Source organism: Nocardia brasiliensis (assembly GCF_011801125.1).
In the GTDB taxonomy this organism is placed as follows: domain Bacteria; phylum Actinomycetota; class Actinomycetes; order Mycobacteriales; family Mycobacteriaceae; genus Nocardia; species Nocardia brasiliensis_C.
Genome location: NZ_CP046171.1, coordinates 3,093,605 through 3,116,887, shown reverse-complemented (window position 1 = coordinate 3,116,887; position 23,283 = coordinate 3,093,605). Strand labels below are relative to the sequence as shown.

At 69.2% G+C, this 23,283-nt stretch carries 20 protein-coding genes and 1 pseudogene; 11 read left to right on the top strand and 10 right to left on the bottom strand.

Annotated elements, in window-relative coordinates:
• Position 1 precedes the first annotated feature (1 nt).
• Together F5X71_RS14245 and F5X71_RS14240 are read right to left on the bottom strand one after the other, a co-directional pair.
• The gene (locus F5X71_RS14245) at positions 2–871 is read right to left on the bottom strand and encodes a cyclase family protein (protein ID WP_167462382.1); all 870 of its coding nucleotides are present in this window, start codon (positions 869–871) and stop codon (positions 2–4) included.
• Positions 872–882: 11 nt separating this feature from the next.
• Positions 883–2,586 (bottom strand): protein-arginine deiminase family protein, encoded by a 1,704-nt coding sequence (locus tag F5X71_RS14240; RefSeq protein ID WP_167462381.1) that lies wholly within the window; start codon positions 2,584–2,586, stop codon positions 883–885.
• A gap of 427 nt (positions 2,587–3,013) precedes the next feature.
• Between F5X71_RS14240 and F5X71_RS14235 the strand changes: the two genes are divergently transcribed.
• On the top strand, positions 3,014–3,631 hold the full coding sequence (locus F5X71_RS14235) for a PepSY domain-containing protein (protein WP_167462380.1): 618 nt from the start codon (positions 3,014–3,016) through the stop codon (positions 3,629–3,631).
• Between the two features lie 35 nt (positions 3,632–3,666).
• Positions 3,667–4,038, top strand: a pseudogene (locus F5X71_RS14230) (acyl-CoA dehydrogenase family protein); the annotation flags it as partial.
• Between the two features lie 405 nt (positions 4,039–4,443).
• Here the strand turns inward: F5X71_RS14230 and F5X71_RS14225 are convergent.
• Complete coding sequence (locus F5X71_RS14225) at positions 4,444–5,448, bottom strand: LacI family DNA-binding transcriptional regulator (RefSeq protein ID WP_167462379.1); 1,005 nt, start codon at positions 5,446–5,448, stop codon at positions 4,444–4,446.
• 141 nt (positions 5,449–5,589) lie between these two features.
• Between F5X71_RS14225 and F5X71_RS14220 the strand changes: the two genes are divergently transcribed.
• The 6 genes from F5X71_RS14220 to F5X71_RS14195 all read left to right on the top strand — a co-directional run bounded on the left by F5X71_RS14220 (position 5,590) and on the right by F5X71_RS14195 (position 12,666).
• The gene (locus F5X71_RS14220) at positions 5,590–6,606 is read left to right on the top strand and encodes a sugar ABC transporter substrate-binding protein (RefSeq protein WP_167462378.1); all 1,017 of its coding nucleotides are present in this window, start codon (positions 5,590–5,592) and stop codon (positions 6,604–6,606) included.
• On the top strand, positions 6,603–7,568 hold the full coding sequence (locus F5X71_RS14215; protein WP_174817067.1) for an ABC transporter permease: 966 nt from the start codon (positions 6,603–6,605) through the stop codon (positions 7,566–7,568). Before F5X71_RS14220 ends, F5X71_RS14215 begins: the two co-directional genes overlap by 4 nt.
• An 8-nt stretch (positions 7,569–7,576) precedes the next feature.
• Positions 7,577–8,362 carry an ATP-binding cassette domain-containing protein gene (locus F5X71_RS14210; RefSeq protein WP_174817066.1) on the top strand — a complete coding sequence of 262 codons (786 nt, stop codon included), beginning with the start codon at positions 7,577–7,579 and terminating at the stop codon, positions 8,360–8,362.
• A complete protein-coding gene (locus tag F5X71_RS14205; protein ID WP_167462376.1) occupies positions 8,359–9,318 on the top strand; it encodes a ribokinase in 960 nt (319 codons plus the stop codon). Before F5X71_RS14210 ends, F5X71_RS14205 begins: the two co-directional genes overlap by 4 nt.
• Positions 9,319–9,335: 17 nt before the next feature.
• The gene (rbsD, locus tag F5X71_RS14200; protein ID WP_167462375.1) at positions 9,336–9,722 is read left to right on the top strand and encodes a D-ribose pyranase; all 387 of its coding nucleotides are present in this window, start codon (positions 9,336–9,338) and stop codon (positions 9,720–9,722) included.
• A gap of 421 nt (positions 9,723–10,143) precedes the next feature.
• Positions 10,144–12,666 (top strand): molybdopterin-dependent oxidoreductase, encoded by a 2,523-nt coding sequence (locus F5X71_RS14195; RefSeq protein ID WP_167462374.1) that lies wholly within the window; start codon positions 10,144–10,146, stop codon positions 12,664–12,666.
• Positions 12,667–12,677: 11 nt separating this feature from the next.
• Here the strand turns inward: F5X71_RS14195 and F5X71_RS14190 are convergent, their stop codons facing one another.
• Both F5X71_RS14190 and F5X71_RS14185 read right to left on the bottom strand, forming a co-directional pair.
• A complete protein-coding gene (locus F5X71_RS14190) occupies positions 12,678–14,636 on the bottom strand; it encodes a cutinase family protein (RefSeq protein WP_167462373.1) in 1,959 nt (652 codons plus the stop codon).
• A 184-nt stretch (positions 14,637–14,820) separates the two neighbouring features.
• A complete protein-coding gene (locus F5X71_RS14185; RefSeq protein ID WP_167462372.1) occupies positions 14,821–15,474 on the bottom strand; it encodes a TetR/AcrR family transcriptional regulator in 654 nt (217 codons plus the stop codon).
• A 121-nt stretch (positions 15,475–15,595) separates the two neighbouring features.
• Between F5X71_RS14185 and F5X71_RS14180 the strand changes: the two genes are divergently transcribed.
• Positions 15,596–16,477, top strand: a complete 882-nt coding sequence (locus tag F5X71_RS14180) for an alpha/beta fold hydrolase (protein WP_167462371.1) — start codon at positions 15,596–15,598, stop codon at positions 16,475–16,477.
• Positions 16,478–16,633: 156 nt separating this feature from the next.
• Here F5X71_RS14180 and F5X71_RS14175 read toward each other — a convergent pair whose 3' ends face one another.
• On the bottom strand, positions 16,634–17,083 hold the full coding sequence (locus F5X71_RS14175; protein ID WP_167462370.1) for a MarR family winged helix-turn-helix transcriptional regulator: 450 nt from the start codon (positions 17,081–17,083) through the stop codon (positions 16,634–16,636).
• Between the two features lie 157 nt (positions 17,084–17,240).
• Between F5X71_RS14175 and F5X71_RS14170 the strand changes: the two genes are divergently transcribed.
• Positions 17,241–17,810 carry an NADPH-dependent FMN reductase gene (locus F5X71_RS14170; RefSeq protein WP_167462369.1) on the top strand — a complete coding sequence of 190 codons (570 nt, stop codon included), beginning with the start codon at positions 17,241–17,243 and terminating at the stop codon, positions 17,808–17,810.
• A complete protein-coding gene (locus tag F5X71_RS14165) occupies positions 17,807–18,718 on the top strand; it encodes an NAD(P)-dependent oxidoreductase (RefSeq protein ID WP_342803770.1) in 912 nt (303 codons plus the stop codon). The genes F5X71_RS14170 and F5X71_RS14165 overlap by 4 nt, the downstream gene beginning before the upstream one ends.
• 173 nt (positions 18,719–18,891) lie before the next feature.
• Here F5X71_RS14165 and F5X71_RS14160 read toward each other — a convergent pair whose 3' ends face one another.
• The 4 genes from F5X71_RS14160 to F5X71_RS14145 form a co-directional block, all read right to left on the bottom strand.
• The gene (locus tag F5X71_RS14160; protein WP_167462367.1) at positions 18,892–20,304 is read right to left on the bottom strand and encodes an MFS transporter; all 1,413 of its coding nucleotides are present in this window, start codon (positions 20,302–20,304) and stop codon (positions 18,892–18,894) included.
• A 111-nt stretch (positions 20,305–20,415) separates the two neighbouring features.
• Positions 20,416–21,768, bottom strand: coding sequence for a carotenoid oxygenase family protein (locus tag F5X71_RS14155; RefSeq protein ID WP_167462366.1), 1,353 nt, complete (start codon positions 21,766–21,768; stop codon positions 20,416–20,418).
• A gap of 51 nt (positions 21,769–21,819) precedes the next feature.
• Positions 21,820–22,332, bottom strand: coding sequence for an SRPBCC family protein (locus tag F5X71_RS14150; protein WP_167462365.1), 513 nt, complete (start codon positions 22,330–22,332; stop codon positions 21,820–21,822).
• Positions 22,333–22,352: 20 nt separating this feature from the next.
• A complete protein-coding gene (locus F5X71_RS14145) occupies positions 22,353–23,276 on the bottom strand; it encodes a VOC family protein (RefSeq protein ID WP_167462364.1) in 924 nt (307 codons plus the stop codon).
• Positions 23,277–23,283 lie beyond the last annotated feature (7 nt).

The following is a 23,283-nucleotide window of genomic DNA, read 5'->3' as shown; positions in this document are numbered from 1 at the left end:
GTCAGAAGATCGCGACCGGATTCACCGGCACGCCGGTCATGCCGTGGATGCGCGGCGGCGCGACCGAGAGCAGGAAGCTGTAGCGACCGAGTTCGGCACAGACAGCGGCGAGTTCGTCGGCGTCGACCCCGTCGATCAGCGGCATGCCCAGCCGCGGCAGCGCGACGCCGTGCATGGCGGCCGGGCCGCCGGGCAGCGCCGGGTAGGCGTCGGCGAGATCCCCGGCATATAGCGAGACACCGCGATCGTGCATCCAGCGCACCGCGTCGATCGTCAACCCCGGCATCGGATTACCGCGATAGCGGGTCGTCACCCAGCCGAACCGCAGCACCAGCGCGTCGCCCGGCTCGAGCCGAACGCCGTCGCGCCGCTCGGTGGCCTCGAGTTCCGCGGCGGTGATCGCGGCGTCCGCGGGCACCGGGGCGTCGAGCGCGAGATCGAGCAGCACGCCCCTGGTCACGATCCCGGCGGCGAACGCCGTCGTCGAACCGTGCCGCACACCGCTCATGGTCACGCTCTCGGGCGCGGGCCGCCCCGGATACACCTGACCGTCGACCGCGATGTGCGACAACGCGTCCAGGTGCGTCGATTCCGGGTGGTGGTTGGTCACGAGCATGACGTCGGCGTGCGCGAACGCCGGAGATCCGGTGTAGGCCATGATGAGCCGCACGGGCGACGCCCCGGCCGTCGACGGCGCGAAGGGCCCGCTGACCACCGGCTCGGCCTGGATCGGCACCGCGAGCGACACCGAACGGCCGGTGCGCACCTCGCGGGCGGCGCGCTCGCGCACCGCGGCGGTGATCAGATTCAGCGTGCCGAGCTCGTCACCCTCGCCCCAGCGGCCCCAATTGCTGGGCAGCGCAACCGACATCGTCGTCTCCTTCACTGCGGTGCGATCCACCGCTGCTCGATCTGTCGCAGCACGTTCGTGCCGCAATGCACTTCACCGCCGCCCAGATGCAGTGCCTCCCAATCGTCGACGTAGCGCACCGTCAGACCTACCGATCGGTAGGCCTCGGTCACCGCCGCCTCGAAGACGTCGCGGCCGTCGACGACAGGTCCCCACTGGCGCGGGGCGACATAATTCGCGGCGTTCATCAGCACACCGTTGATGGCCCCCGGGTAGAACCCGACCAACGCCTCCGGCGCTTCTTCGACGCCGCCGGACTCGTACAGCCCGGGAATCCGGACGAACTCCTCGCGCGCCAGGCCGACCGCGCGGATCAGCCGATCGACGTTCTCGTCGATCTTGCGGGCGGCGACTTCGTTTCGCGCGACGAACCTTTCGTCCGCGAGCACCTCATCGATGGTGCGCGCGGCGGCACCGGGCCGCGACAGCGCCGGTGCCGCACCGTGCCCGGCACGCTGCTGGGCACGCAGGATCTCGAGCCCGCGCCGGGGATCGGAGACCGCGGGCCGCCAGCCGCGACCCCCGCTGCTCGGCAGGAACTGGACGAACTCGTCGACATGGCCGACCACCAGCCAGCCCGCGTCGAGCAGCACGGGTTCCTGAACCTGCTGTGCGGCAAAGAATTTCTCCAATTCCGCACTGTGCAGCCCGGGATCGTCCCCGTTGCCGATGCCGATGATCACCCGGCCGGTGGGGAACTCGCGGCCGTTGTTGGTATGCGGCGGTATCGTTTCGACGTTGCCGAACGCGTCCACCAGCCGGGCGCCGAAGCCGCCTAGTTGAATTGCCCCGGTCCCCGGGCCTTTGAGGTCGAACACGGCCCGGCCGCCCTCGCGCTCTGGCTGCGGCGAGCGGATCGCGATGCGCAACGAGACGTTCGTACCGCCGAGGCCCGGCATCGACACATAGCCGAATTCCACGAAGTCCTGCCCCCAGGTATCGGTGGTCCGCAACCGGATCAGCGGCGCATCGATGCCCGAAGCCTTTGCTGCCGCGCCGAGTTCGCCGACGAACCGCTCGTGCGCCCGATCGTCGCCGCTCTCGGGCACCAGCACCGATCGCGCGGGCTGGGTGTGGTTGTGCAGGACGACGGGAGCGACGCGGACCACGACATCGTCGGTCACCGTGCGGGCACCGCGCCGAACGGTGAACCGCACCGTGGCCGCACCGTCCCAGATCGCCCTGTCGCGCAACACATCTCGGGCATCGACGCCCAGAATCGCGCCCTCGCGCAACTCGCGCTCGGTCAGCTCGGTGTCGGGATGCAGCGGCACCCACGCGTCCGCGCGCCTGATGAACAACCGGATCTTGTCGGCGCCCGCGCCGACCACCGCCACCTGCCCACTGGCACCCGCCGCCGTGCCGACCGGCATCGTCACCAGCGGCGCCAGATACTCCGGGGCGCGCGCCACGTCGTCGGCGGCGTCGTGGCAGGCCGCGAGTTCGGCGTCGGAGAGCGGGCTGGTGCTCGTCGGACAACGCCGCGCGCTGTCGCCGATGTTCGGCAGGATGACCGCGCCGTTCGCCTTGGCGTCGACGTCCTTGTCGTCGACGACGCCGTCGCGGTTGCTGTCGGCCCTGATCTGCGCGTCCAGCCGGTCCGCGGTGGCGGCCGCGCAGCCGGACAGCGCCAACGCGGCCACGCCCGCGAGCAGCCAGATACTGCGAAAAGCCACGTCAACCCACTTTCTCGCCGAGGTCGGCAACGGTCGGCCCCGAGCGCGTCGGTGGCGCGCGAGGCGTCCGCCGACCTCGACCCGGCTCCGGTCGGTCCGGTTCGTCGCCACGGAGGGAGCACTGGTGACGTCCGAGGTCGGCGGACAACAGGATCGATCTGCCGCGCACGGCGAAACCGCAGGGGGGAGTTCAGGTTTCGCCGCCCTGATAGGCAGGGCACAGGCCGATCCCGGTTTTCACAGTAGGGCCGGGACGCACTCCCCCATATCCGTCGACCGGGTGCTTCGACCCGCCGACCGGCGGGTGCCCGATCCGCCCCGGGGTTTACCGCCACCCCTGCCGGGCATCCGAGCTCTGTCGTGGCGGCACCGCCACCGATTCTCGACGCATTCCGATGGTTACTTTCGAGCAGGAGGAATAGCAGCGATGAAGGCAGCACTGATCATCCCGTTCGTGGCCGCCGTCGCGGTCGCGAGCGCGGCCTGCGACGATGACGCGCAGCCCGCCGCCACCGGCACCTCGGCCGCCGTGCCCACGCTGAGCGGCTCGGCACCGACGGACACCGACGCAGCGCGGATAGATCTCGCGAAGCACCAGTTCCCGATCAGCGCGCAGAACGCGCTCGACGCGGCGCGCAAGAAGTTCGACGGCACACTGACCGGCCTCGAGCTGGAACCCGAGGGCGTCAACGCGCACCGCACCTACGTCTACAAGGTGAAGCTGACCTCCGACACCGAGCAATACACCGTCCAGCTCACCGCGGACTCGGGCACCGTCGTGACCGAACACCGGGAGAACCTCGACGCGGACGAGCAGCGCACCGAGCGCACCCGCGAGGCGATCGATCTGCGGGCCGCGGTGCCGCTGCACGACGCGATGGCCACCGCGACCGAAGCACGGCCGGGCCGGGTCGAGAAGTGGAAGATCGAAGGCAAGGACAACGCCGCGCAGTACGAGTTCGACATCCAGGCCCCCGGCGACACCGCCGAGGACTACGAGGTCCAGGTCGACGCGTACACCGGCAAGCTCGAGACCGCCGGATAGCGCGTCGGCGGCCTGCGGCTGGGTATCACCCGGACGTGACCTTCGATCTGACGCCCACGGCCGCCCAGCACGACCTGGCCAAACGTGCCCACGAGTTCGCGCGGGACTGCATCAGGCCGGTGGCAGCGCACTACGACAGCGCTCAAGAGTTCCCGTGGCCGGTACTGGAGGAGGCCGCCGCGCGCGGCTTCTACAGTCCGCTGTTCTACCGCGACCTCATCGGCGATCGCACCGGACTGTCGCTGCCCATGTTCATGGAGGAGGTGTTCTGGGGCTGTGCCGGCATCGGCCTCGCCGTGGTGATGCCCGCGCTGGCCCTTTCGGCGATCGGCAAGGCCGCCACGCCCGAGCAGATGCTGCGGTGGGCGCCGGAATGTTTCGGCACCCGCTCGTTCGAGCCGGGCGACGGACGCTCAGTCGTCGCGGAAGCCCTCCGCGCGATGCGACAGCCGCTCGGCGAATGTCTCCGACCATGCCGCCGATTCCAGTTCCTCGACCACGCGCGGCGCGCGACGCACCGCCGGTGCGCGCACGGCGGAGTGGTGCCGCGCGACACCGCCCTCGGGCCTGGATTGCAGAGCCAGCAGCCGCACACCCCAGCAGACGTACGCCTCCAGGCTCATCCCCGCACACTCGGCCGCATACTTCAGAGCGCGCCACTCGCTCTTGTCCACGGTCACCGTGATATCCCTGGTCGCCATGCGCAACCACGGTAGTCCGACAAGCCCGCGCGCAAGGCGGTTCGCGCTTTTGCCGCCGGACGCAAGGCGTGTCCTGGTGCGCGCCACACCCACTGCCACCGAGCTGAGCTGCTAAAACGCGTCGGAGCACCCGCAGGAACCGCGGGTTTTCAGTTCCGCGGCCAAGCTGACGACCCCGGGCTCGGCCGTCCCGGTATCGATCTGACGCAGCAGCAGTTCCACCGCGAGTTCGCCCATCTTCCTGGTCGGCTGCACCATGGTGGTCAGGCCCGGCCTGGTGTATCGGGAGTACTCGATGCCGTCGAAGGCGACGACCGCGAGATCGTCGGGCACGCGCAGCCCGGCATCGTATGCGGCGCGCAACATTCCCATCGCCTGCAGATCGCTTGTCACGAAAACCGCCGTCGGCCTCGGCGTGCCCGCGATCAGCCCGTCGAGCGCGTGATAGCCCGCCGCGCCGCCGAATTCGGTACGCACGATGACATTCTCGGGCAGCCCCGCATGCCGCAACGCCTCGCGATAGCCCGCGACCCGCTCCTCCGCGGTGGAGACGTGCGGTCCGCTGAGGCAGGCGATGTCGCGGTGCCCGTGCGCGATCAGATGCTCGACCGCGGTCCGCGCGCCCGCGACCGAATCGCACATCACGTGCGCGCAGCGCTGCGGGTCGATGATGCGGTCCACCGCGATCAGCGCCATCTGCGCCGCCGCGCACGCCTCGGCGACACCGGACTTCCAGGACGACGAAATCGCAAGCAGCCCTTCGACTCGGCGGTCGATGAACGAGCTCACGTAGGCGCGCTCACGCGCCTCGTCGCCCGCGGCGTTACCGACAATGAGCGGATATCCCCGCGCGAACGCCGCCGCCTCGATCACGGCGGACAGCTCGGCGAAGAACGGGTTCGCCCCGTCGGGGATCACCATCCCGAGCGCATGCCCGCGGTTCATCCGCAGGCTGCGCGCGGACAGGTTGGGCCGGTAGCCCAGTTCCTCGATGGCGGCCTCGATCCGCGCGCGCGTGGCGGGTGCGACCTGGCGGGGACCACCGTTGATCACGTAGCTGACCAAGGCGGGTGAGGTGCCCGCGCGCCGGGCGACATCGGCTCGGGTGACTGCCATCGCGATTTCTCCTGTCTGCCTTGCCATTCTCGCGAACTGAACGGAAGACCCTTGACAGCTCGTGATACAGGTCACACACTACACATCAACACGTGTTGTCAACACGAGTTGAGAATGAGCCCAGGATAGGTCGAACACCAGATGAACTCACGATTCAGGTACGCGGTCGCCGGCATGGCCCTCGTCAGCGCGGTCGCGCTCACCGCGGGCTGCGGCCGCGGCGAGGACGCGTCGTCGGATTTCAAGATCGCGGTCGTCACCCGCAATTTCACCAACCCCTACTGGGCGGCGCTGCGCGACGGCGCGAAGGCCGAGGGCGCGCGGCTCGGGGTCGACGTCGCGGTGCAGGCCGGCCAGTCCGAGACCGACGCCGACGGCGAGAACGCCCAGATCTCCACCCTCGCCGCGCAGGGGTACGACTGCTTCGCCGTGGTCCCGGTCAACGCCACCAACGTGATCACGCCGCTGGTTCCGGTGGCGCGCAAGAACATTCCCATCCTCAATCTGGACACTCAGATCGACGCCGCCGCCTCGAAGCAGGCCGGTGTCCAGTACGCCGGCTTTATCGGCTCGGACAATCTGGCCGCGGGCCGGATCGCGGCGGAGAAGATGCTCGACGCACTCGGCGGTTCAGGGAAAGTGGTTGTGCTGCAAGGCATCGCCGGTGAGCAGAACGGCATCAACCGGGACAAGGGGTTCAGCGACACGGTCGCGGGCAAGCTGGAGATCGTGCAGCGCACCCCCGCCGACTACGAGCAGGACAAGGGCCTCACGGTCACCGAGGCGATCCTGAAGGCGCACCCCGACATCACCGGGATCTTCGCCGCCAACGACACCATGGGCCTCGGCGCCGCGCAGGCGATCAAGAACGCGGGCCGCACCGGGCAGATCAAGGTGATCTCGGTCGACGGCATCCAAGCCGCGCTGGACGCGGTCAAGGCGGGCACGCTGTACGGCACGGTGACCCAATATCCCTACGCCGAAGGCGAACTCGCGGTCCAAGCCTGCCTGGCCATGCACCAGGGCAAGGCCATCCCAGAGCGGGTGGTGGCACCGATCGCGTTCATCGGCGCGGACAATGTCGACCAGCAGATCGCTGCGTTCCCCAAGCCGATCACCGCGTTCGACAATCCGCTGGCCGGGCTGGTGCACAAGTGAGCAGCGTCGCCGCGGTCGCGCCCGACCGAGGCGGCGACCGGCGGATCTCGGCCCGGCTCGCCGAATTCGCGGCGCCCATCGCGCTGGTTCTGGTGTGGGTGGCGTTCTTCATCGCCACCCCGAACTTCTTGACCGCAAGCAACATCGACGATCTGCTCGTCGCCTCCACGATCCTGACGGTGCTCGCGCTCGGGCAGCAGTTCGCGGTGGTCGTCGGCGGCATCGACCTCTCCGTCGGCGCGACGCTGCCCTGGTCGGCGGCGCTGCTCGGCTATCTGACCAGCCACGGGTACCCGGTGAGCGTCGGCATCGTGGCCGCGATCGTGGGCGGCCTGGTCGTCGGGGTGGTCAACGGCGTGTTGATCGGCCGGTTCCAGATGACCGACTTCGTGGTCACCCTCGGCACGCTGAGCGTGCTGAGCGGCTGCACCCTGTTGCTCACCAGCGGCAACAGCGTCGCGGTGAATTCACCCTTCCTGCAGAGCCTCGCGCTCGACGGGGCAGGCCCGTTCCGCTGGTTCTGGCTGCTGGCGCTGGTCGCGGCGCTCGGCGTGGCGGGCATCCTGTTCCGGACCCGCCTCGGCACCCACCTGCTCGCCACCGGCGGCAATATCGACTCCGCGCGCGAGACCGGCATTCCGGTGCAGCGCATCCGGTTGATCGCCTACCTCGCGTGCGGGCTGCTGTGCGGCGTCGCCGGAGTCATGCTCGTCGCCCGCAACGGCGGCGCGGACCCCTCATTGCAGACCACCTATCTGTTGAGTTCCATTGCGGCCGTTGTGCTCGGCGGTTCGTCGCTGAGCGGCGGCAAGGCCTCGGTTCTCGGCACCGTCTGCGGGGCGGTCCTTTTCACCTCGCTGATCAACGGGTTCACCATTCTCGGGATCTCGCAGTACTACCAACCGGTCGCGGTGGGCGCGGTACTGCTGCTCGCAGCGGCGATCTCGCGCTTCCGAAAGTAGCTGATGTGATGAGCAAGCCGATGTTGGAGGCGCACGGCCTCACCAAAGCGTTCGATTCCGTCCTGGCACTCGACGGCGTCGACCTGACCATCCCCGAGGGCGAGGTCACCGCGCTGGTCGGGGACAACGGCGCGGGCAAATCGACCCTGGTGCGCTGTCTCACCGGCGTGCACCCGCCCGACACCGGTGAGATCCGGTTCCGCGGCGCGCCGGTGCGGCTCGGGTCGCCGGAGGACGCAAGGAAGCTGGGCATCGAGACGGTGTACCAGGACCTCGCGCTGATCGACGATCTGGCGGTCTGGCAGAACCTGTTCCTGAATCGCGAACTCGTGCACCGGATCTGGCCGTTGCAGATCCTCAACCGCACGGCGATGATCGCGCGCAGCACCGAGATCCTGCGCGATCTCGACGTGGATGTCCCCTCGGTGCGGACCACGGTGCGCCGGATGAGCGGCGGCCAACGGCAGAGCATCGCCATCGCGCGCGCGGTCGCCTGGGGCAAGGCGATGGTGATCATGGACGAGCCGACCGCTGCGCTCGGGGTGCGCGAGACCGCGGCGGTGGAGAAGCTGGTGCGCGGGTTGCGCGAGCGCGGGGTCACCGTGCTGATCATCAGCCACGACCTCGCGCAGGTCATGCGCGTCTGCGACAACGTCGTGGTGCTGCGCCGGGGCCGCTCGGTGGCCGCGCACCCGGTGCGCGAGGTCGACGGCGACCGGTTGGTCGCGTTGATCACCGGTGCCGCACCGGGCAATCTGGCGGCGAGCACCGCGGCGCAGGCGGAGCTGTCGTGACCGGCCGAGTCGCGGTGATCGGTTCGATCAATCAGGACATCGTCTGCGAGGTGCCGACGCTGCCTGGTCCCGGTGAGACCGTTCTCGCCGTCGCCGCGCGAACCAATGTGGGCGGCAAGGGATCCAACCAGGCGGTGGCCGCGGTGCGGGCGGGCGCGCAGGTGCACTTCATCGGGCGGATCGGCAGCGACGCGACCCTGCCGCGCTGCCGGGAGGCGCTGGCCGGCATCGAATCGACCGCGCTGCGTGAGGTTCCCGGGGCGCGCACCGGGACGGCCTATGTCACGGTGGCGTCGGGTGAGAACCAGATCGTGGTCGACCCCGCCGCCAACTACCGCTGGGAGCCGGAAGAGACCCTGGCGGGCATGCCGGAGGCCGAGCTGCTGGCCGCCGCGGATGTCGTTGTCGCGCAACTGGAGATCCCGCTATCCGTGGCCGCCTGGGCGGCGGGCCGTGCCCGCCGGTTCGTGCTGAATGCCGCGCCCGCCACCGAACTCGACGACGCGCTGCTACGCCGGTGCGACCCGCTGGTGGTGAACGAGCACGAGCTCGCGACGATCAGCGGCCTGCCGACGGCCGACCGGGACCAGGCCGCCCGCGCCGCGCACTCGCTGTGTCTGCGGGGTGCGCCCGCGGTGGTCGCCACCCTTGGCGCCGCCGGTTCCCTCGCCGCCCGCGGCGGTACCGAGCTCGTGTATCACGCGGCACCGCAGGTTGACTCGGTGGATTCCACCGGCGCGGGCGACGCCTTCGTCGGCGCGCTGTGCACCGGCCTCGCCGACGGACTCGGCCTCGACGCGGCGATCACCTTCGCCACCGCCGCCGCGGCGCTGTCGGTCCGGTCCCCCGGAACGCACGCGGCCTATCCGACCCGACCACAGATCCTCGCCGCACTGGCCGACGTGCCGCGCCCCGTTTCGCTCGACCTGCCGGACCCGGCCGCGAGCCCCTTTTAGCCGAGAGTGGAATCCCCATGCGCACAACCGGTCTGATCCATGCCGAGCTGACCTCGGCACTGGTCGCCCTACGGCATACCGACACCTTCGCGGTGAGCGACTCCGGCCTGCCGGTGCCGCCCGGCATACGGGTCATCGATCTCGGAATCAGTTATGGGCTACCGCGTTTCGCGCAGGTGGTCGAGCTGATCCTGGCCGAGGTGACCGTCGAGGCGGCGTGGGGCAGCGCCGAGGTCGCCGCGGTGAACCAGGAGGCCACCGAGCTGCTGCGGCGCCTCGATGCCGAGCTCCTCCCGCACGAGGCCTTCAAAGAGCGAATCGGGCGGTGCCGCTTCGTGGTTCGCACCGGCGAGGCCCTCCCCTACGCCAACGTCCTGTTCCGCGCCGGGGTGCCCTGGCTGTAATCACTCGGGCACCCGTGCGGAACGCGCGCACCGCCCCGATCTGATCGTGACCGCCCGGGTCGAGCCCATGGGAGCGCTCGAGTTCCAGGCTGTCGACCCCGCGGGCCAGGTCCGCGCATCGATCAGCGGACCCCAGAGCCCAGACCACGGCCCGCGGTGCGGCCGTGGTCGCGACCACGTCGTAGCTCTGCATGGTGAGGCTTCTTTCGTCCGCGTGGCGTACCGGTTCGAAAGCTATCGCCCGCAACGCCGCGGTCGCGATGCACGGAATTGCCGAGTAGCGGTCGGTTCTTGCGTGGGCCGCCGAGCCGAGACCGGCATAGGCGTTACCGATTGTCACAAGCAATGCTCGATAGTACGATCGGTCTATTCATGCTCCGGCAGCCAGCAGTCGCGTACGAGCCCAACGCAGGAGGAACCCGTGTCCACAGAGCAGGCGCGTCGCCCAGAGTCCGCCGGACCGTCGGCGCGCACCGATGACGACTGGCACAAGTCCGCCTGCATTCTGTGCGAGTGCAACTGCGGCATCGAGATCAAGCTCGACGGCCGCAAGCTGAGCCGCATCCGCGGCGACAAGGACCATCCCGCCTCGGGCGGCTACACCTGCGAGAAGGCCCTGCGGCTGGACTTCTACCAGAACGGCAGGCACCGCATCACCACTCCCCTGCGCCGCGCGGCCGACGGCACCTACGAGGAAATCAGCTGGGACACAGCCCTTTCGGAGATCACCGCGAAACTGCTGGCGGTTCGGGCGCGGCACGGCGGCGACAAGATCTTCTTCTACGGCGGTGGCGGGCAGGGCAATCACCTCGGCGGCGCCTACGGCAAGGCGCTGATGGCGGCGCTGGGCGCGAAATACTACTCGAACGCGCTGGCGCAGGAGAAGACCGGCGAGATGTGGGTGGACGGCAAGCTGTACGGCGGCCACACGAAGGGCGATTTCGAGCATGCCGAGGTCGTGCTGTTCCTCGGCAAGAATCCGTGGCAGTCGCACAGCTTCCCGCGCGCCCGTCCGACCCTGAAAGCCATTGCCGCCGACCCGGCACGGGCGATGATCGTCATCGATCCGCGGCGCAGCGAGACCGCGCGGCTGGCCGACTTCCATCTTCAGGTGCGCCCCGGCACCGACGCATGGTGCGTCTCGGCCATGCTGGCGGTGCTGGTCGAAGAGGATCTGCTCGATCACGCCTTCCTGCGCGCGCACACCACCGGCCTCGCGCCGGTGCTCGCCGCGCTGGCCACCATCCCGGTGGCAGAGTTCGCCGCGCACTGCGGTGTCCCGGAAGAGCTGTTGCGCACCGCGACTCGCCGCTTCGCCGCGGCCCGCAGCGCCACCACCTACGAAGACCTCGGCATCCAGCAGGCGCCGCACAGCACGCTGGTGTCGTATCTGAACAAGCTGCTGTGGATTCTCACCGGCAATTTCGGCCGCCCCGGCACCATGTATCTGCATTCGACCCTCGCCGCGGTCGCGGGCACCGGTGGCGCGCCGAAAGGCAAGCCGGCCAAGGGAATCAGCAAGCAGTGGCGCAAGGTGATCGCCGAGACGACCGCGCGCGGCGCGACCGCGCTGTCCGCGCTGCTGCCCACCCTCGCCACCGCGCCGGTGACCGCCGCGCCGACGCGCCGCCTCACCCGGACGCTGCTGCGGACCGCGGTGCCCGCGCTGGCGGGCAATCTCGGCGGGATGGGCGGCGGCAGTGCCGCGGGCGGCAAGACCACGCCGGTCACCGGCGCGCGCATCATCGCCGGTCTGGTGCCCTGTAACTCGATCACCGAGGAGATCCTGACCGATCACCCGGACCGGTTCCGCGCGATGTGGATCGACAGCTCCAATCCGGTGCACTCACTGGCGGATTCGGAGCGGATGCGCACGGCAATGCGCAGCCTCGAGCTCTCGGTGGTGATCGACGTGGCGCTGACCGAGACCGCGCGGGTCGCCGACTACGTATTGCCGGCGAGCAGCCAGTTCGAGAAGTGGGAGTCGACCTTCTTCAATGTCGAGTTCCCGCACAACACCTTTCAGCTGCGCCCGCCGGTACTCGACCCGTTGCCGGGCACGCGAGCCGAGTCCGACATCTACACGGGTGTCATTCGGGAACTGGGACTTGTCGATCCGGCGCTGGTCGATCGCCTGGTCCGGGCGCGCGAGAACGGCACGGACACCTTCGCCCTGACCTTCTTCAGCGCGGTCGCGGGCAATCCGTCCCTGCTGAATCTCGCACCTTATCTGCTGCACGAGGCGCTCGGCCCGCACCTGCCCGCGGGCGCGGCCAACGCGGCCACACTGTGGGGCGCCGCGCACCTGTGCGCCTTCGCCAACCCGGCCGCGGTGCGCCGGGCCGGCTTCACCGGCACCGGAATCGAGCCCGGTGAGCGGCTTTTCGACGCCATCCTCACCCGGCACGCCGGTGTCACCTTCACCGTCGACACCTGGGACGACGTCTGGGCCTACGTCAAACGCCGGGACCGCCGGTTCACCGTGCACATTCCCGAGCTGATCGCCGAGCTCGACCAGTTGCGCGTCACGCCACCGGATTTCACCACCGACGAGTACCCGTTCACGTTGTCCGCCGGCGAGCGCCGGGCGTTCACCGCCAACACCATCATCCGGGATCCGGGGTGGCGACGGCGCGGTGGCGACGGCGAACTACGGATAAGCCCCGCCGACGCGGCCGAACTCGCGCTGCGCGACGGAACGCGAGTCACCGTGATCACCGAAACCGGCCGGGCCACAGCCGTGGTAGAGATCAGCGACATGATGCAGCAGGGTCACCTCTCACTCCCCAACGGCATGGGCCTGGACACCACCGACGGCAGCGGAGCGCCGATCCGAACCGGGGTCGCCGCCAACGAACTGACCTCGGTCGAGCGACGCGACCGGTTCGCGGGCACGCCGTGGCACAAGAACGTGCCCGCACGAATCGAGCCGGCCCGCGACTGACCCGCGCCCGCTCACTTGACGCGGCCGATGCGCTGGTTCATCCAGTCGCCGAGCCACTGCACGGCGTTGCGGCCGGAGTCGTCGACGATCAGCGAGCCGTAGTTGGTGTGCGCGTTGGACGCGACGAAGCTCGCGGCACTGAGCCCGTCGCGGATCAGCGTGCCCAGGTTGAGATCGCGGAAGCTGAGCAGCCGGGTGAACGGCGCGATCGGGTCGGCGGCCGCGGTGTCGGCGACGGAGCGCGCCGGCACATCGGCCCGCTTACCCAGGACACTCGGCGGCTTCGGTCGCGGTTTGGGCGCCAGCAGATCGCCCGCCACCGCGGCCAGGTCCTGGCCGATCGGGAGCAAGCCCGACAGCGCGGTGCCCGCGCCGACCAGATCGGGCGCCTGGCCCGGCGGCGGCACCAGCCGCTGCAGCACCGACGCCGCGACATCCTGGATCCGGCCGACGATCTGCGCCAGCCGTGTGATGTCGACACCGGACAGGATCGAGGTCACCGTCGCGGCCACCTCGGTGAAGCCGAGCGCGTCCGGTAGCACCGCCAGCACCTGGGAGATCCAGCCGAGGTCGACCGACCCGACGAGCCGCACCAGCGGCTGCAACTGATCATTCAGCGCGCTCGCGACCTGGTGCACGCCCTCGGCGTCCATCGCGACGACCCGCTGCGGCAGCAACGCCAGATCGGCCAGGATCGCGGGCAGATCGAAGCTGGTGACCTCGGCCGCGACATCGAGCGCCTGATCAACCAGCACGGTGGGTTTGAGCAGCGACAGCGTTCGCGTCGCCGAGCCGAGCACCTCGGGCGGCGTGGCGGCCAGCGGAGTGATCCGGTCGCTGACCGCGACGGCGGCGGCCCGCAGCGCCCGCGCCTTCGGATCGCTCGGCCGGAGCTCACCCAGACCGCGGCTCAGCATCTTGTCCGCGATCTCGGCGATCTTCCCGACCACCGCCGCGACGCCGGGCAGATTGCATTGGGTCGCTCTGGTCAGCACCTCGCCCGCGTGCTGGTCCGAGGTTCCGCCCGGGGCGGCGGACAATTCGGCCGTCGCCGCGGGATTGGCCGCGCCCGAGTCGAGCAGATCGACCGGCGGGTTGATGGTGTGCATCACAGTGCCCGCGCTGGTGCGCACCCTGGCCACATCCACGCCGGCCGGTGCGCTCAGCGCTGCGGTCAACCCGGCGATCGCCGGTGCCAGCCCCGGCAGATCGGCGCGCGAGAAGTCCGCGGTCAGCGCCGACGCCAGCGGAAAGCCCGCTTCGGCGGGCAGCGCACCGCTCAACGCCTTGCTCAGGATCGAGCCCAGCGCACCGAGCAGCGGGTTGTTGCCCTTCTGGATCGAGCAGTACAGGTCCTTCGGGTCGCAGATCGAGGTGACCCGGCCGGTCAGCTTGCCCATGCCCTGCGGCCGCGGGTCGGCGATGCCCGTCCCCGCCGCGCCGGGCCCGACCGCGGTCTCGCCGTTGGTGCCCGCGCCCGGATCGGAGAGCAGGCCGACCGCGAGCACCCGATCGGCCGGGATCGGGCCGCGGTCGTTGCCGATATCGGCCGCGATATCGCCTGCCGCGTCCGCGCCCTGGCTGTAGCCGTTGATGGTGAATCGCGCGGCAGGGCACCGTGTTCCATAGTCGAGCAACACGGCTCGAGCGTTGTCGACGGCGGTGCTCTTGCTGTCGGCATAGGTGTAGCCGTTATCGAAGGCGCGAGCCATGTACGGCGTGAAATAGATCGCCGAATTCGCGCCCTGCTGCCGCTGAATGGCCTCCGCGATCGGCGCGAGCATGCCGATTGGACGCGCGGGATCGGCATTCTCGTCGGTTTCCCAGGTGCCCGGGATGAACAGGTTCATGGTCGCCACGCAGGGCATCGGTTCCGCCCGCGCGATCGCGGGGTCGGCCACCACGACCGATCCGACCGCGACACCGGCGGTCAGCAACGCGGTGACCGCATACCGTTTCGACGAACGCATGACAGGTGTGTGCCCCTCACTACAAATGACTGTCGGTGATTGTCTCCGTCCGGCCGGACCGGCACCACGGTAAAACAATTCTCGACGCCTCGAGACCTCCGCTACCTTCCACTTATGTTGTTTAAGAAGCACTTTCAGCGCCACCGGCGCAGTTCTTTAAGGTGCGGCTACAGTCTGGACGAGTTCAATCACGTTCGAGCATCGGCGCGAGGTAGCGGCGGGCGAACGCCCGCGCCTGCGCGACGGTGTCGAGTTCGATGGCGGTGCGCGGGGTCAGCAGCAGCGACAGCGTGATCCGGATGTGCAGTTCGGCGACGGTACGCAGATGCTGCTCGGTCGCCGCCGAGATCGGGGCGTCCCGGTAGAGTTCGCGCTTCCACACGGCCAGGCAGAATTCCTGGAACGCCTCGATCAAGAACCCCGCGTCGGTGGTGAGTGCGGGCAAGATGGCGTCCGGCTCGGTCTCGAGCAACCGCCGCACCAGCGGATGGTTACGCAGGTATTCGACTGTGTAAGCGGTGCTTTCGGCCATTCGATCGGCGACATCGGTGCAACCGGCGACGGCCGCGGTGCTACCGGCGAGATAGTCACGGAACTCGCTGTGCAGCACCGCCTCGGTGAGCGCGGCCTTCGACGGGAACCGGCGGTAGACCGTCGCGCGCCCCAACCCCGCGCGCTTGGCCACATCCTCGACCGTCGAGCGCCGCCAGCCGGCGACCCGCATCTGCTCGACCGCGGCGGCGAGTATCCGCTCGGTGATCTGATCCGCGTCCTCCAGCAGGCGCAGCACCGCCGCGTCGGGCGCGGTCAGCTTGCTGAGCAGCGTGTTCTCCGTCACTCGCGACACGAGCCTCCCTTGTCTGTTCGTCGACCCCACTATATCGTCGGGAGACATAGAGACAATATTTGTCTCGCATGTATCGAAGCTTTCTGGGCAACGAAGCTGGAGGCAGTGCGCCATGACCACGTTCACCGACACCGAACCGTCCCGGATCCTCACCGCTACCGATGGGGTGACACTGGCCGTATACGAGTCCGGCCCCGCCGATGCGCCGACCGCGCTGCTCGTGCACGGCTGGCCCGACGACCACCGGGTATGGGACGGTGTCGTCGCACTGCTCACCGATCGCTTCCGGGTCGTCGCCTACGACGTGCGCGGCGCCGGTAACTCCGGGCGGCCGAATTCGACTGCCGCCTATCGCATTCCGCAGCTGGTCGCCGACCTCACCACCGTGCTCGACGCGGTCGCGCCGGACGGCGCACACCTGCTCACGCACGACTGGGGTTCCATCGCCGCCTGGGACGCGGTCGCCGACCCCGAATTCGCCGCCCGGACAAGGTCGTTCACCAGCATCTCGGGGCCCTCACTCGACATGACCGGCGTGTGGGTGCGCGGCATCCGCCGCCACCCGCGCGAGGTGCTGACCCAGCTGCGGCACTCCTTCTATTCCGTGCCGTTCCAACTACCCGCGCTGCCCGAGGTCGCGGTGCGGCGTGGCCTGGTGTCCCGCATCGTGGCGGCGTCGAGCGTGCGCGGCGAGCCCGAAGGCACCGCGCCGCACACCATCACACTGCCCGACACCCTCGACGGCATCGCGCTCTATCGGGCCAATATGATTCGGCCCGTGCTGTTTCCGCGGCCACGCCCGGTCACGGTGCCCGTCCAGGTGCTCGCGCCGCGCGACGACATCCACGTCTCGGTGGCCTGCCAGACCGAGGCGCCGCAGCCGTTCGCGACGAACCTGCGGACCCACGAGATCGAGGGGAACCACTGGGTTCCGGCCCAACGTCCGGCCGTCGTCGCCCGCCGGTTCCGCGAATTCACCGACACGCTGCGGTGATACGCGACAACATCGGCCACGCAGCGGAGATCCACCACCTAGAGCTCGGCACAGACCACGCGTTCGTCGCGCCACGCCGCTGACCGATGCCCGACCAGGGCAAGCCCCTGGGCCAGGGATGACGTCAAGGGCTTGGCCGACGGGCAGCGAGGACGCTCACACCGGAATTGCGTGCCGGGTGACGTAATGCAGGATCAGTGTTTCGATCGATCGACCGAAGGCGCCCTGCTGCCGCTCGCTCAAAGTGCTTGCCAGATCGCCGATCTCGGCTCGCACCGCCTCCCGTACCAGACGCACGACGGCGCGGCCGTCGGCGGTGACGGTGACATGGACGGCGCGCCGGTTTCCAGGAACGGCGATCCGCCGCACCAGGCCGCGCCGCTCGGCTCGATCGACCAAGCCGGTGACGCTGGACTTCTCCAGTTCCAGGATGTCCGCCAGTTGCCGCATGCCGATCTCGCGATCGTCGAGCACCGCGAGCATTCGCAACTGGGTGACCGATAGCCCTTGCCGCCCGGCGAGGCGGCCGAGGATCGCCTGCAGGATGAACGACAGCTGAATCAGCCCGTCGACCAGGTCCGGCGGGTCGGGTGCGTCAGTGGTCACAGTGGACCAGGCTAGCTTGATTCGGTTAGTGATACCAACTATTTTAGTTCGTGTCACAAACAGTATGTGGGACGAACAATTGCGTGGTGTGCACAGGTTCGGCGGCACGCGGTGCCGCCGGGCTCGACACGACCGAGTTAGGGGAAGAAGTGGTCCTATGACGGACAAGAAGCGCGTCGCGGTTCTGATCGGCAGCACCCGCCCCACGCGTATCTGCGCCGGTATAGCCGCCTGGGCACGCGACACGCTACGGGAGGAGAGCGCTCTCGACTATGACCTGCTCGATCTCGCCGAGGTCGGGCTGCCGTTCCTGGACGAACCGCGCCGAGCAGCGCTACGGCAATACGAGCACGAACACACCCGGGCGTGGAGCCTGCTCGTGCAGGGCTACCACGGCTTCCTATTCGTGTTCCCGCAATACAACTGGGGCTACCCGGGGGTTTTGAAGAACGCGCTGGACTACCTCTACTGGGAATGGCGTGATCGACCCGCGAGCGTTCTGACCTACGGCACCCACGGCGGCGCCAGGGGCGCCGAACAGCTCATCGGCGTCCTGCGCGGCCTGCACATGCGACTGCTCGACACACGCGTCGAAGCCGTCATCACCGAGCAGGACGTGGACGAGAACTGGCAGCTGCGCGACCTCGACGCCACGCTCCGCCCGAACCGGGAACCGCTGCGCAGGCTCGGTGCGGAAATGTCGCGCGCACTCGACAGCAACTCATGACCGCAGGCCCTGCGGAGAACGGAGAAACAATCATGACAAATCGCCAGGTGGGCTTCATCGGACTCGGGAAGATGGGCGGTGCCATCGCGGGCCGGCTGCTCGATGCCGGTTACGACGTCACCGTGTGGAGCCGGACCGCAGCCAAGGCGGCCGACCTGCTGGCGCGCGGCGCGACGCTCGCCGACCGCCCCGAGGACGCGATCGCCACCGGAATGGTCTTCTCGATGCTGAGCAACGAGGCGGCCGTGCGGGAGGTCTTCACCGCGGACCGGATCCACTGCGCGCCCGAGGGCTTCGCGCACATCAACCACGCGACCATCAGCCCGGCGGCGGCTCGCGAGTTCGCCGCGGCAGGCGGGGGTTACCTCAGCGCCCCGGTGATCGGCAGGCCCGAGGCGGTGGTGGCCGGGAAGCTCGCCGTGCTGATCTCGGGCGACGCGGACGTGCGCGCCGCGGCGGCACCGATGCTCGCCGTGCTCGGCCGCCGGGTGTGGGACTTCGGTGACGCCGTCGACGCCGCGCCGACGGTGAAAATCGCGGTCAACTATCTGATCCTGCACGCGTTGCAGGCACTGTCCGAATCGATCACCCTGCTGCAGCACGCCGAGCTGAACACGGAACGATTCATCGAAATGATCAACGACTCGATCTTCCCCGGCGTGGTGTACGGCGGCTACGGCAACGCCATCGCGACGGGCACCTACACGCCGGCGGGGTTCACCACGACCCTGGGCTTGAAGGACCTGAACCTCGCGCTGGACACCGCCGCCGAACTCGGCGTCGACCTACCGACCGGACCGGCCCTGCACGACGTGTTCGCCACCGCGGTCGAGCAGATCGGCGCGGACCTCGACTGGGCCAGCGTCGCCGAGGTCACCCGGCAACGGTCCACCGGCCGACCCAACTGAACAGCACGTCCAGCTCGTGGACATGCTCGGCAGTAACCCCGCCCCCGCTGCTTTCGAATCCGCCGAAGTCGTTCTGCCACACCGTCTTGCACCGAGCGGTGGCGGGACTTCCGCGACCGTCCCGTCCGCCATCGACCTGCACGGTGAACCGCTCCGCCTTGTGGCGGAGCGGTTCACCGTGCAGGTCGGTCACGAAGGACGACGGTGAGCAGGGCCGCGAGTGCGGCGATGGCGGCGGTGGCGGTGAACGCGGCGCCGTAGGCGTGGGCGAGATGGGCCGGTGCGGGTTGGTTGCCGGAGTCGCCGGTCGCGGTGGTGATGGCGAGCAGCCCGGCGAGTCCGAGTGCGCCGCCGATCTGGCGGGTGGTGTTGATCAGTCCGCCGGCCAGTCCGGTGTGTTCGGCGGGGACGTCGGCGGTGGCTCGCGCGGTGAGCAGGACGAATGCGATGCCCTGTCCGGCGCCGATGAGTAGCGAGGGGGCGGCGATGTCGGCGAGGAAGCGCCCGTCGAGCGGGGTGCGCGCGAGCCAGGCCAGCCCGGCCGCGAGCAGCGCCAGTGCGCCGGCCAGCAGGGCGCGGGCGTTGAGGCGTCGGGCAAGTCTCGGTGTGATCGTGGAAGCCGTGGTGATCATGATCGCCAGTGGCAGTTGGGTGAGACCGGCTCGAATCGGCGTGTAGCCGAGCACCTTCTGCTGGTAGAGCGGCAGGAAGAAGAACAGTCCCAGCCATACCGCGCCGAGCAGTGTCATGACGATGTTCGCGGCCGCTACCCCGCCGACGCGCAGGATCGCGGGCGCGACGAGCGGCTGCGACAGCCGCCGCTGTGCTCCGGCGAAGAGAATGAGCAGTATTACCGCCGCGATCAGTGGGACGATGACGCGAGGCGTGGTCCACCCGTATTGTCCGCCGATCGACAACGCGTAGGTGAGTGCGGCGAGCCCACCGGTCACGGTGGCCGCGCCCCACAGGTCGATCCGGCCGCCCGCCGCGGGGTCGGCGGGTACCAGCGATATCGTGGCGACCAGCACCGCGAGCGCGACCGGTGCACCGATGAAAAATACTGCGCGCCAGCCGAATACGCCGGTCAAGAGGCCACCCGACAGCACTCCGGCGACGCCGCCGATGCCCGATACCGCGCCCCACACCCCGATTGCCCGCGCGCGGCCCGCGCCTGCGGGAAACAAGGCCAGCACCAGCGCGAGCGCGGTCGGGGCGAGCAGTGCCGCGCCCACCCCTTGTCCGACTCGGGCGGCGATCAGGACCACGGCAGTGGGGGCGAGTCCCGCCGCGATCGAGGTCGCCGTGAAAATCGCTGTGCCGTAGAGGAATACCCGCCGCCGTCCGACCACGTCGCCGAGCCTGCCACCCAGGAGCAGCAGAGCCCCGAAGGCGAGTACGTAGCCGTTGACGACCCAGGACAGCCCGATGGGCGACAGGCCGAGACCGCGCCCGATGTCGGGCAGCGCGACATTGACGATCGAGGTGGTCAGCACGACCAGGAACTGCGCGGTGGCCAGGACGGTGAGACCGAGCCACGCCCGGGTGGCGGTTCGGGATTCAGGAAGGAGCTGTGGTCGGGGGTTCATGATCTGTCTCCAGGTCCATGCGCAGGCGGCCGTCCGACGCAGCGGTGGCCATCGGACGGCCGCTTGTGTTCGTCCTAATGAATTCGGTTGTGCCGCAGTCGGACCCGTCGGTCAGTCCGCGATCCAGGAGCCATGGATACCGCCGGGCACGTGTCGTGGCAGTTCGACGGCCGCGACCGGCGGCGCGGTGAAATCGCGGGCGTCGAGGACGAGCAGCTCCGATGCCGTACCGGCGCGGTCACCGACGAGGGTGAGCAGGTAGCCGTCGTCCTCGGCCGTGGCGTCGGCGGCGGGGACGAAAACAGCTTCGCCGGGGATCCGGCCGGCACCCGTCGGGGCCAGCAGGCGTGCGCCGGTGTCGTTGTCGTACTTGACGATTCCGACGCCGTCGGATCCGGAGCCCGGGTAGGCGACCGCGTAACTGTAGCGGTTGCGGCGCCCGATGTAGTCGTCGTTGATGGTCGGGAATTCGGTGACCAGCGAGTCCATCATTTCCTCACGCGCCGCGATCTGCCCTGGTTCGAGGACCCAGCGGTGCTGCAGGGCGCCGGCGACCGGGTCGGTCGGGTATCCGGGTGCGCCGGTCCACCACTTCCACGACGTCTCCCAGCTCGACCGGTCCAGCCGCGGACCCTCCACGACTACGCACCCGGCCGCGTCCTCGTAGGCATTCGAAACATGCAGCATCGCACCGGGTTCCACGTCGAACCAGCGCACCGGGCCAGGCGCGGTGCGGGGCAGAATGCCTATGCGTGCTCGGTAGGCGTCATCCCACCGATAAGGGATGCCGGAGGTTTCGGCAGGATCGAAGGTCACCGACAGGTCCAGCCACACCGCGTAGTGCTCGGTGATCGCGAAGTCGTGCATCAGCGACGGCCCGGCCCCCTCGACGACCTGCTGATGGCGGAGCTCGCCCGCGGCGGAGGCGATGTAGTAGATCAGGTGTGGCGCGACCGAGGAGTAGGCGAAGAAGTGCAGTTCCCCGGTGACCGTATCCACCTTCGGGTGCGCGGTCATCGCGGTCTTCAGCTTGCCACCGAAGTCGTAGGCGCCCACGGTATCCAACTCCGCGGTCACCTCGAACGGCAGATTCGCCTCCTGCAGCGCCAGGATGCGACCGGCGTGCTCGATGATGTGGGTGCCCGCCACGCTCGCGGTCAAGTCTATGCTGCCGTCCGCGCGGATATAGGGTGCGCCGTCGAGGGCGGGCGTCTTCACCCAGCGGTTGCGGTACCACTCGGCCCGTCCGTCGCGCAGCCGCAGGCCGTGCAGCATGCCCGCGCCTTTGAACCAATGTGTGGGTATGTCACCGGGTTTCGGGTTGTGGCCGTTGCGGAAGTAGCGGCCGTTCAGTTCGGCGGGGATGGTTCCGCGCACCGGCAGGTTGTGCGCGGTCACCTCATCCGGCACGGGCTGGTAGTGGCCGGTCAGGTAGGGCTTGGCAAGCGTGGTGTCACTGTTCATCGGGCTGTCTCGCGATTCTGTGTAGTGGCGGGGTGTGCGGGGGGCGCCGGGCTATCCGGCAGTGCCCTCGATGTGCGCTTTCAGCAGCTCCAGTCCGGGCTGGACCTTCGCCGAGTCTTCGACTGGGTGCGGGCCGGGCGGCTCGGTGTCGGGGATCAGCCGCTGGAACAGGCGGCAGAACAAGGTCGTACCGTCACCGAGGTCGAAGGTGGTGAAGGTGGCGATCGCGTGCATCGCGGCGGCCGGGACGCCGTCGTCGAGCACGTCGCGGCCGACCACCGCCCACAGCTTGCCGGGCACCCGCGCCACCACGGTGTATTCCTTCGGCTGCTCGTTCAGCTCCGGAAAGATGTACTCGAGCAACACATCCCCGAGTTCGGCCGGGACGCCGTCGGTGCCGCGGCGCACCTCGGTGCCCGACGCGAAAGGCAGCCACTTCGGCAGATTCGACCAGGTCGTCGCCCAGTCGTAGACGACATGCGCCGGGCGCTCGACAACGATGCGGTTCTCGACGAACCGGATGTTCAGGTTGTCCGGGATTTGGGGTACGTACAGGTCAGACATGTTCTCTCCTGGTAAGTCGTTTATCCGGCGTGGTGCGCGCCGGTCATCAGGGCCGCGAGGTCGTCGGGGTGCAGGAATGACGGCGGTGGTGGCGGGCCCCAGCTGAACAGGCCCCTGGCGCCGTCGAAGACCTCCGGGGTCCAGAGCTGATCGTCGATGATCGAGTCCATGTCGGAGTAGTACTCGGAGAAGTTGCCCGCTGGATCCTTGAGGTACCAGAAGAAGTTCGAGCCCGCATGGTGGCGTCCGAGGCCCCAGATGTGCCGCTGGGGGTTGCCCTCGAGCATGGCGGTGGCACCTCGGCCGACGTCGTCGACATCGTCGACCTGCCATGAGGTGTGGTGCAGGAAGTTGACCGGCGCGTTGAGCACCAGCACGTTGTGATGGTCGGTGGAGCACCGCAGGAACGCGCCCTCGCCCTTGATCTCGTCGGACAGCTTGAAACCCAGCCCCTCGGTGAAGAAGCGGCGGGTGGCCGGGTAGTCGATCGAGCCGAGGACCGCGTGGCCGAGCTTGCGTGGCCGTACCGGGTCGGTGCGCAGGACGCCGGGGGCGCGGGTGCCGCGGCGCTCGATGCGGCCCGGCCCGTTGTAGGGCGGCACCGGCGCGGCGGGCTGGGCGATTCGGTTCGAGATCCGTACCACGGCACGGAAATTCGCGATCGGCTCCACGGTGGCGACCGAGTCGGCGGTGCGCTCCACCGGCAGGCCGAGCCTGCGCAGCCGGGCGGCCACCGCGTCGAGATCATCGGAATCGTCGGCGCCGACGACGATTTCGGCCAGCCGGCGCGACGGCGCCGGTACCAATCGCAGCTGATCGCCGCCGTCGCGCGTGGACAGCCAGCCGTCCGATCGGGGTGCGAGACCGAACTCGGTGTAGTACTCGCGCGTCGCGGCCGGGTCGGGCACGCCGATCGTGACCGAGGCCAGGCGGTGCAAAGCCATGGTGTCT

Coding starts and splice junctions, on each gene's coding strand:
- F5X71_RS14245 (WP_167462382.1), bottom strand. CDS start 871: ATGTCGGTTGCGCTGCCCAGCAATTGGGGCCGCTGGGGCGAGGGTGAC.
- F5X71_RS14235 (WP_167462380.1), top strand. CDS start 3,014: ATGAAGGCAGCACTGATCATCCCGTTCGTGGCCGCCGTCGCGGTCGCG.
- F5X71_RS14225 (WP_167462379.1), bottom strand. CDS start 5,448: ATGGCAGTCACCCGAGCCGATGTCGCCCGGCGCGCGGGCACCTCACCC.
- F5X71_RS14220 (WP_167462378.1), top strand. CDS start 5,590: ATGAACTCACGATTCAGGTACGCGGTCGCCGGCATGGCCCTCGTCAGC.
- F5X71_RS14210 (WP_174817066.1), top strand. CDS start 7,577: ATGAGCAAGCCGATGTTGGAGGCGCACGGCCTCACCAAAGCGTTCGAT.
- rbsD (WP_167462375.1), top strand. CDS start 9,336: ATGCGCACAACCGGTCTGATCCATGCCGAGCTGACCTCGGCACTGGTC.
- F5X71_RS14190 (WP_167462373.1), bottom strand. CDS start 14,636: ATGCGTTCGTCGAAACGGTATGCGGTCACCGCGTTGCTGACCGCCGGT.
- F5X71_RS14180 (WP_167462371.1), top strand. CDS start 15,596: ATGACCACGTTCACCGACACCGAACCGTCCCGGATCCTCACCGCTACC.
- F5X71_RS14170 (WP_167462369.1), top strand. CDS start 17,241: ATGACGGACAAGAAGCGCGTCGCGGTTCTGATCGGCAGCACCCGCCCC.
- F5X71_RS14165 (WP_342803770.1), top strand. CDS start 17,807: ATGACCGCAGGCCCTGCGGAGAACGGAGAAACAATCATGACAAATCGC.
- F5X71_RS14160 (WP_167462367.1), bottom strand. CDS start 20,304: ATGAACCCCCGACCACAGCTCCTTCCTGAATCCCGAACCGCCACCCGG.
- F5X71_RS14155 (WP_167462366.1), bottom strand. CDS start 21,768: ATGAACAGTGACACCACGCTTGCCAAGCCCTACCTGACCGGCCACTAC.
- F5X71_RS14150 (WP_167462365.1), bottom strand. CDS start 22,332: ATGTCTGACCTGTACGTACCCCAAATCCCGGACAACCTGAACATCCGG.
- F5X71_RS14145 (WP_167462364.1), bottom strand. CDS start 23,276: ATGGCTTTGCACCGCCTGGCCTCGGTCACGATCGGCGTGCCCGACCCG.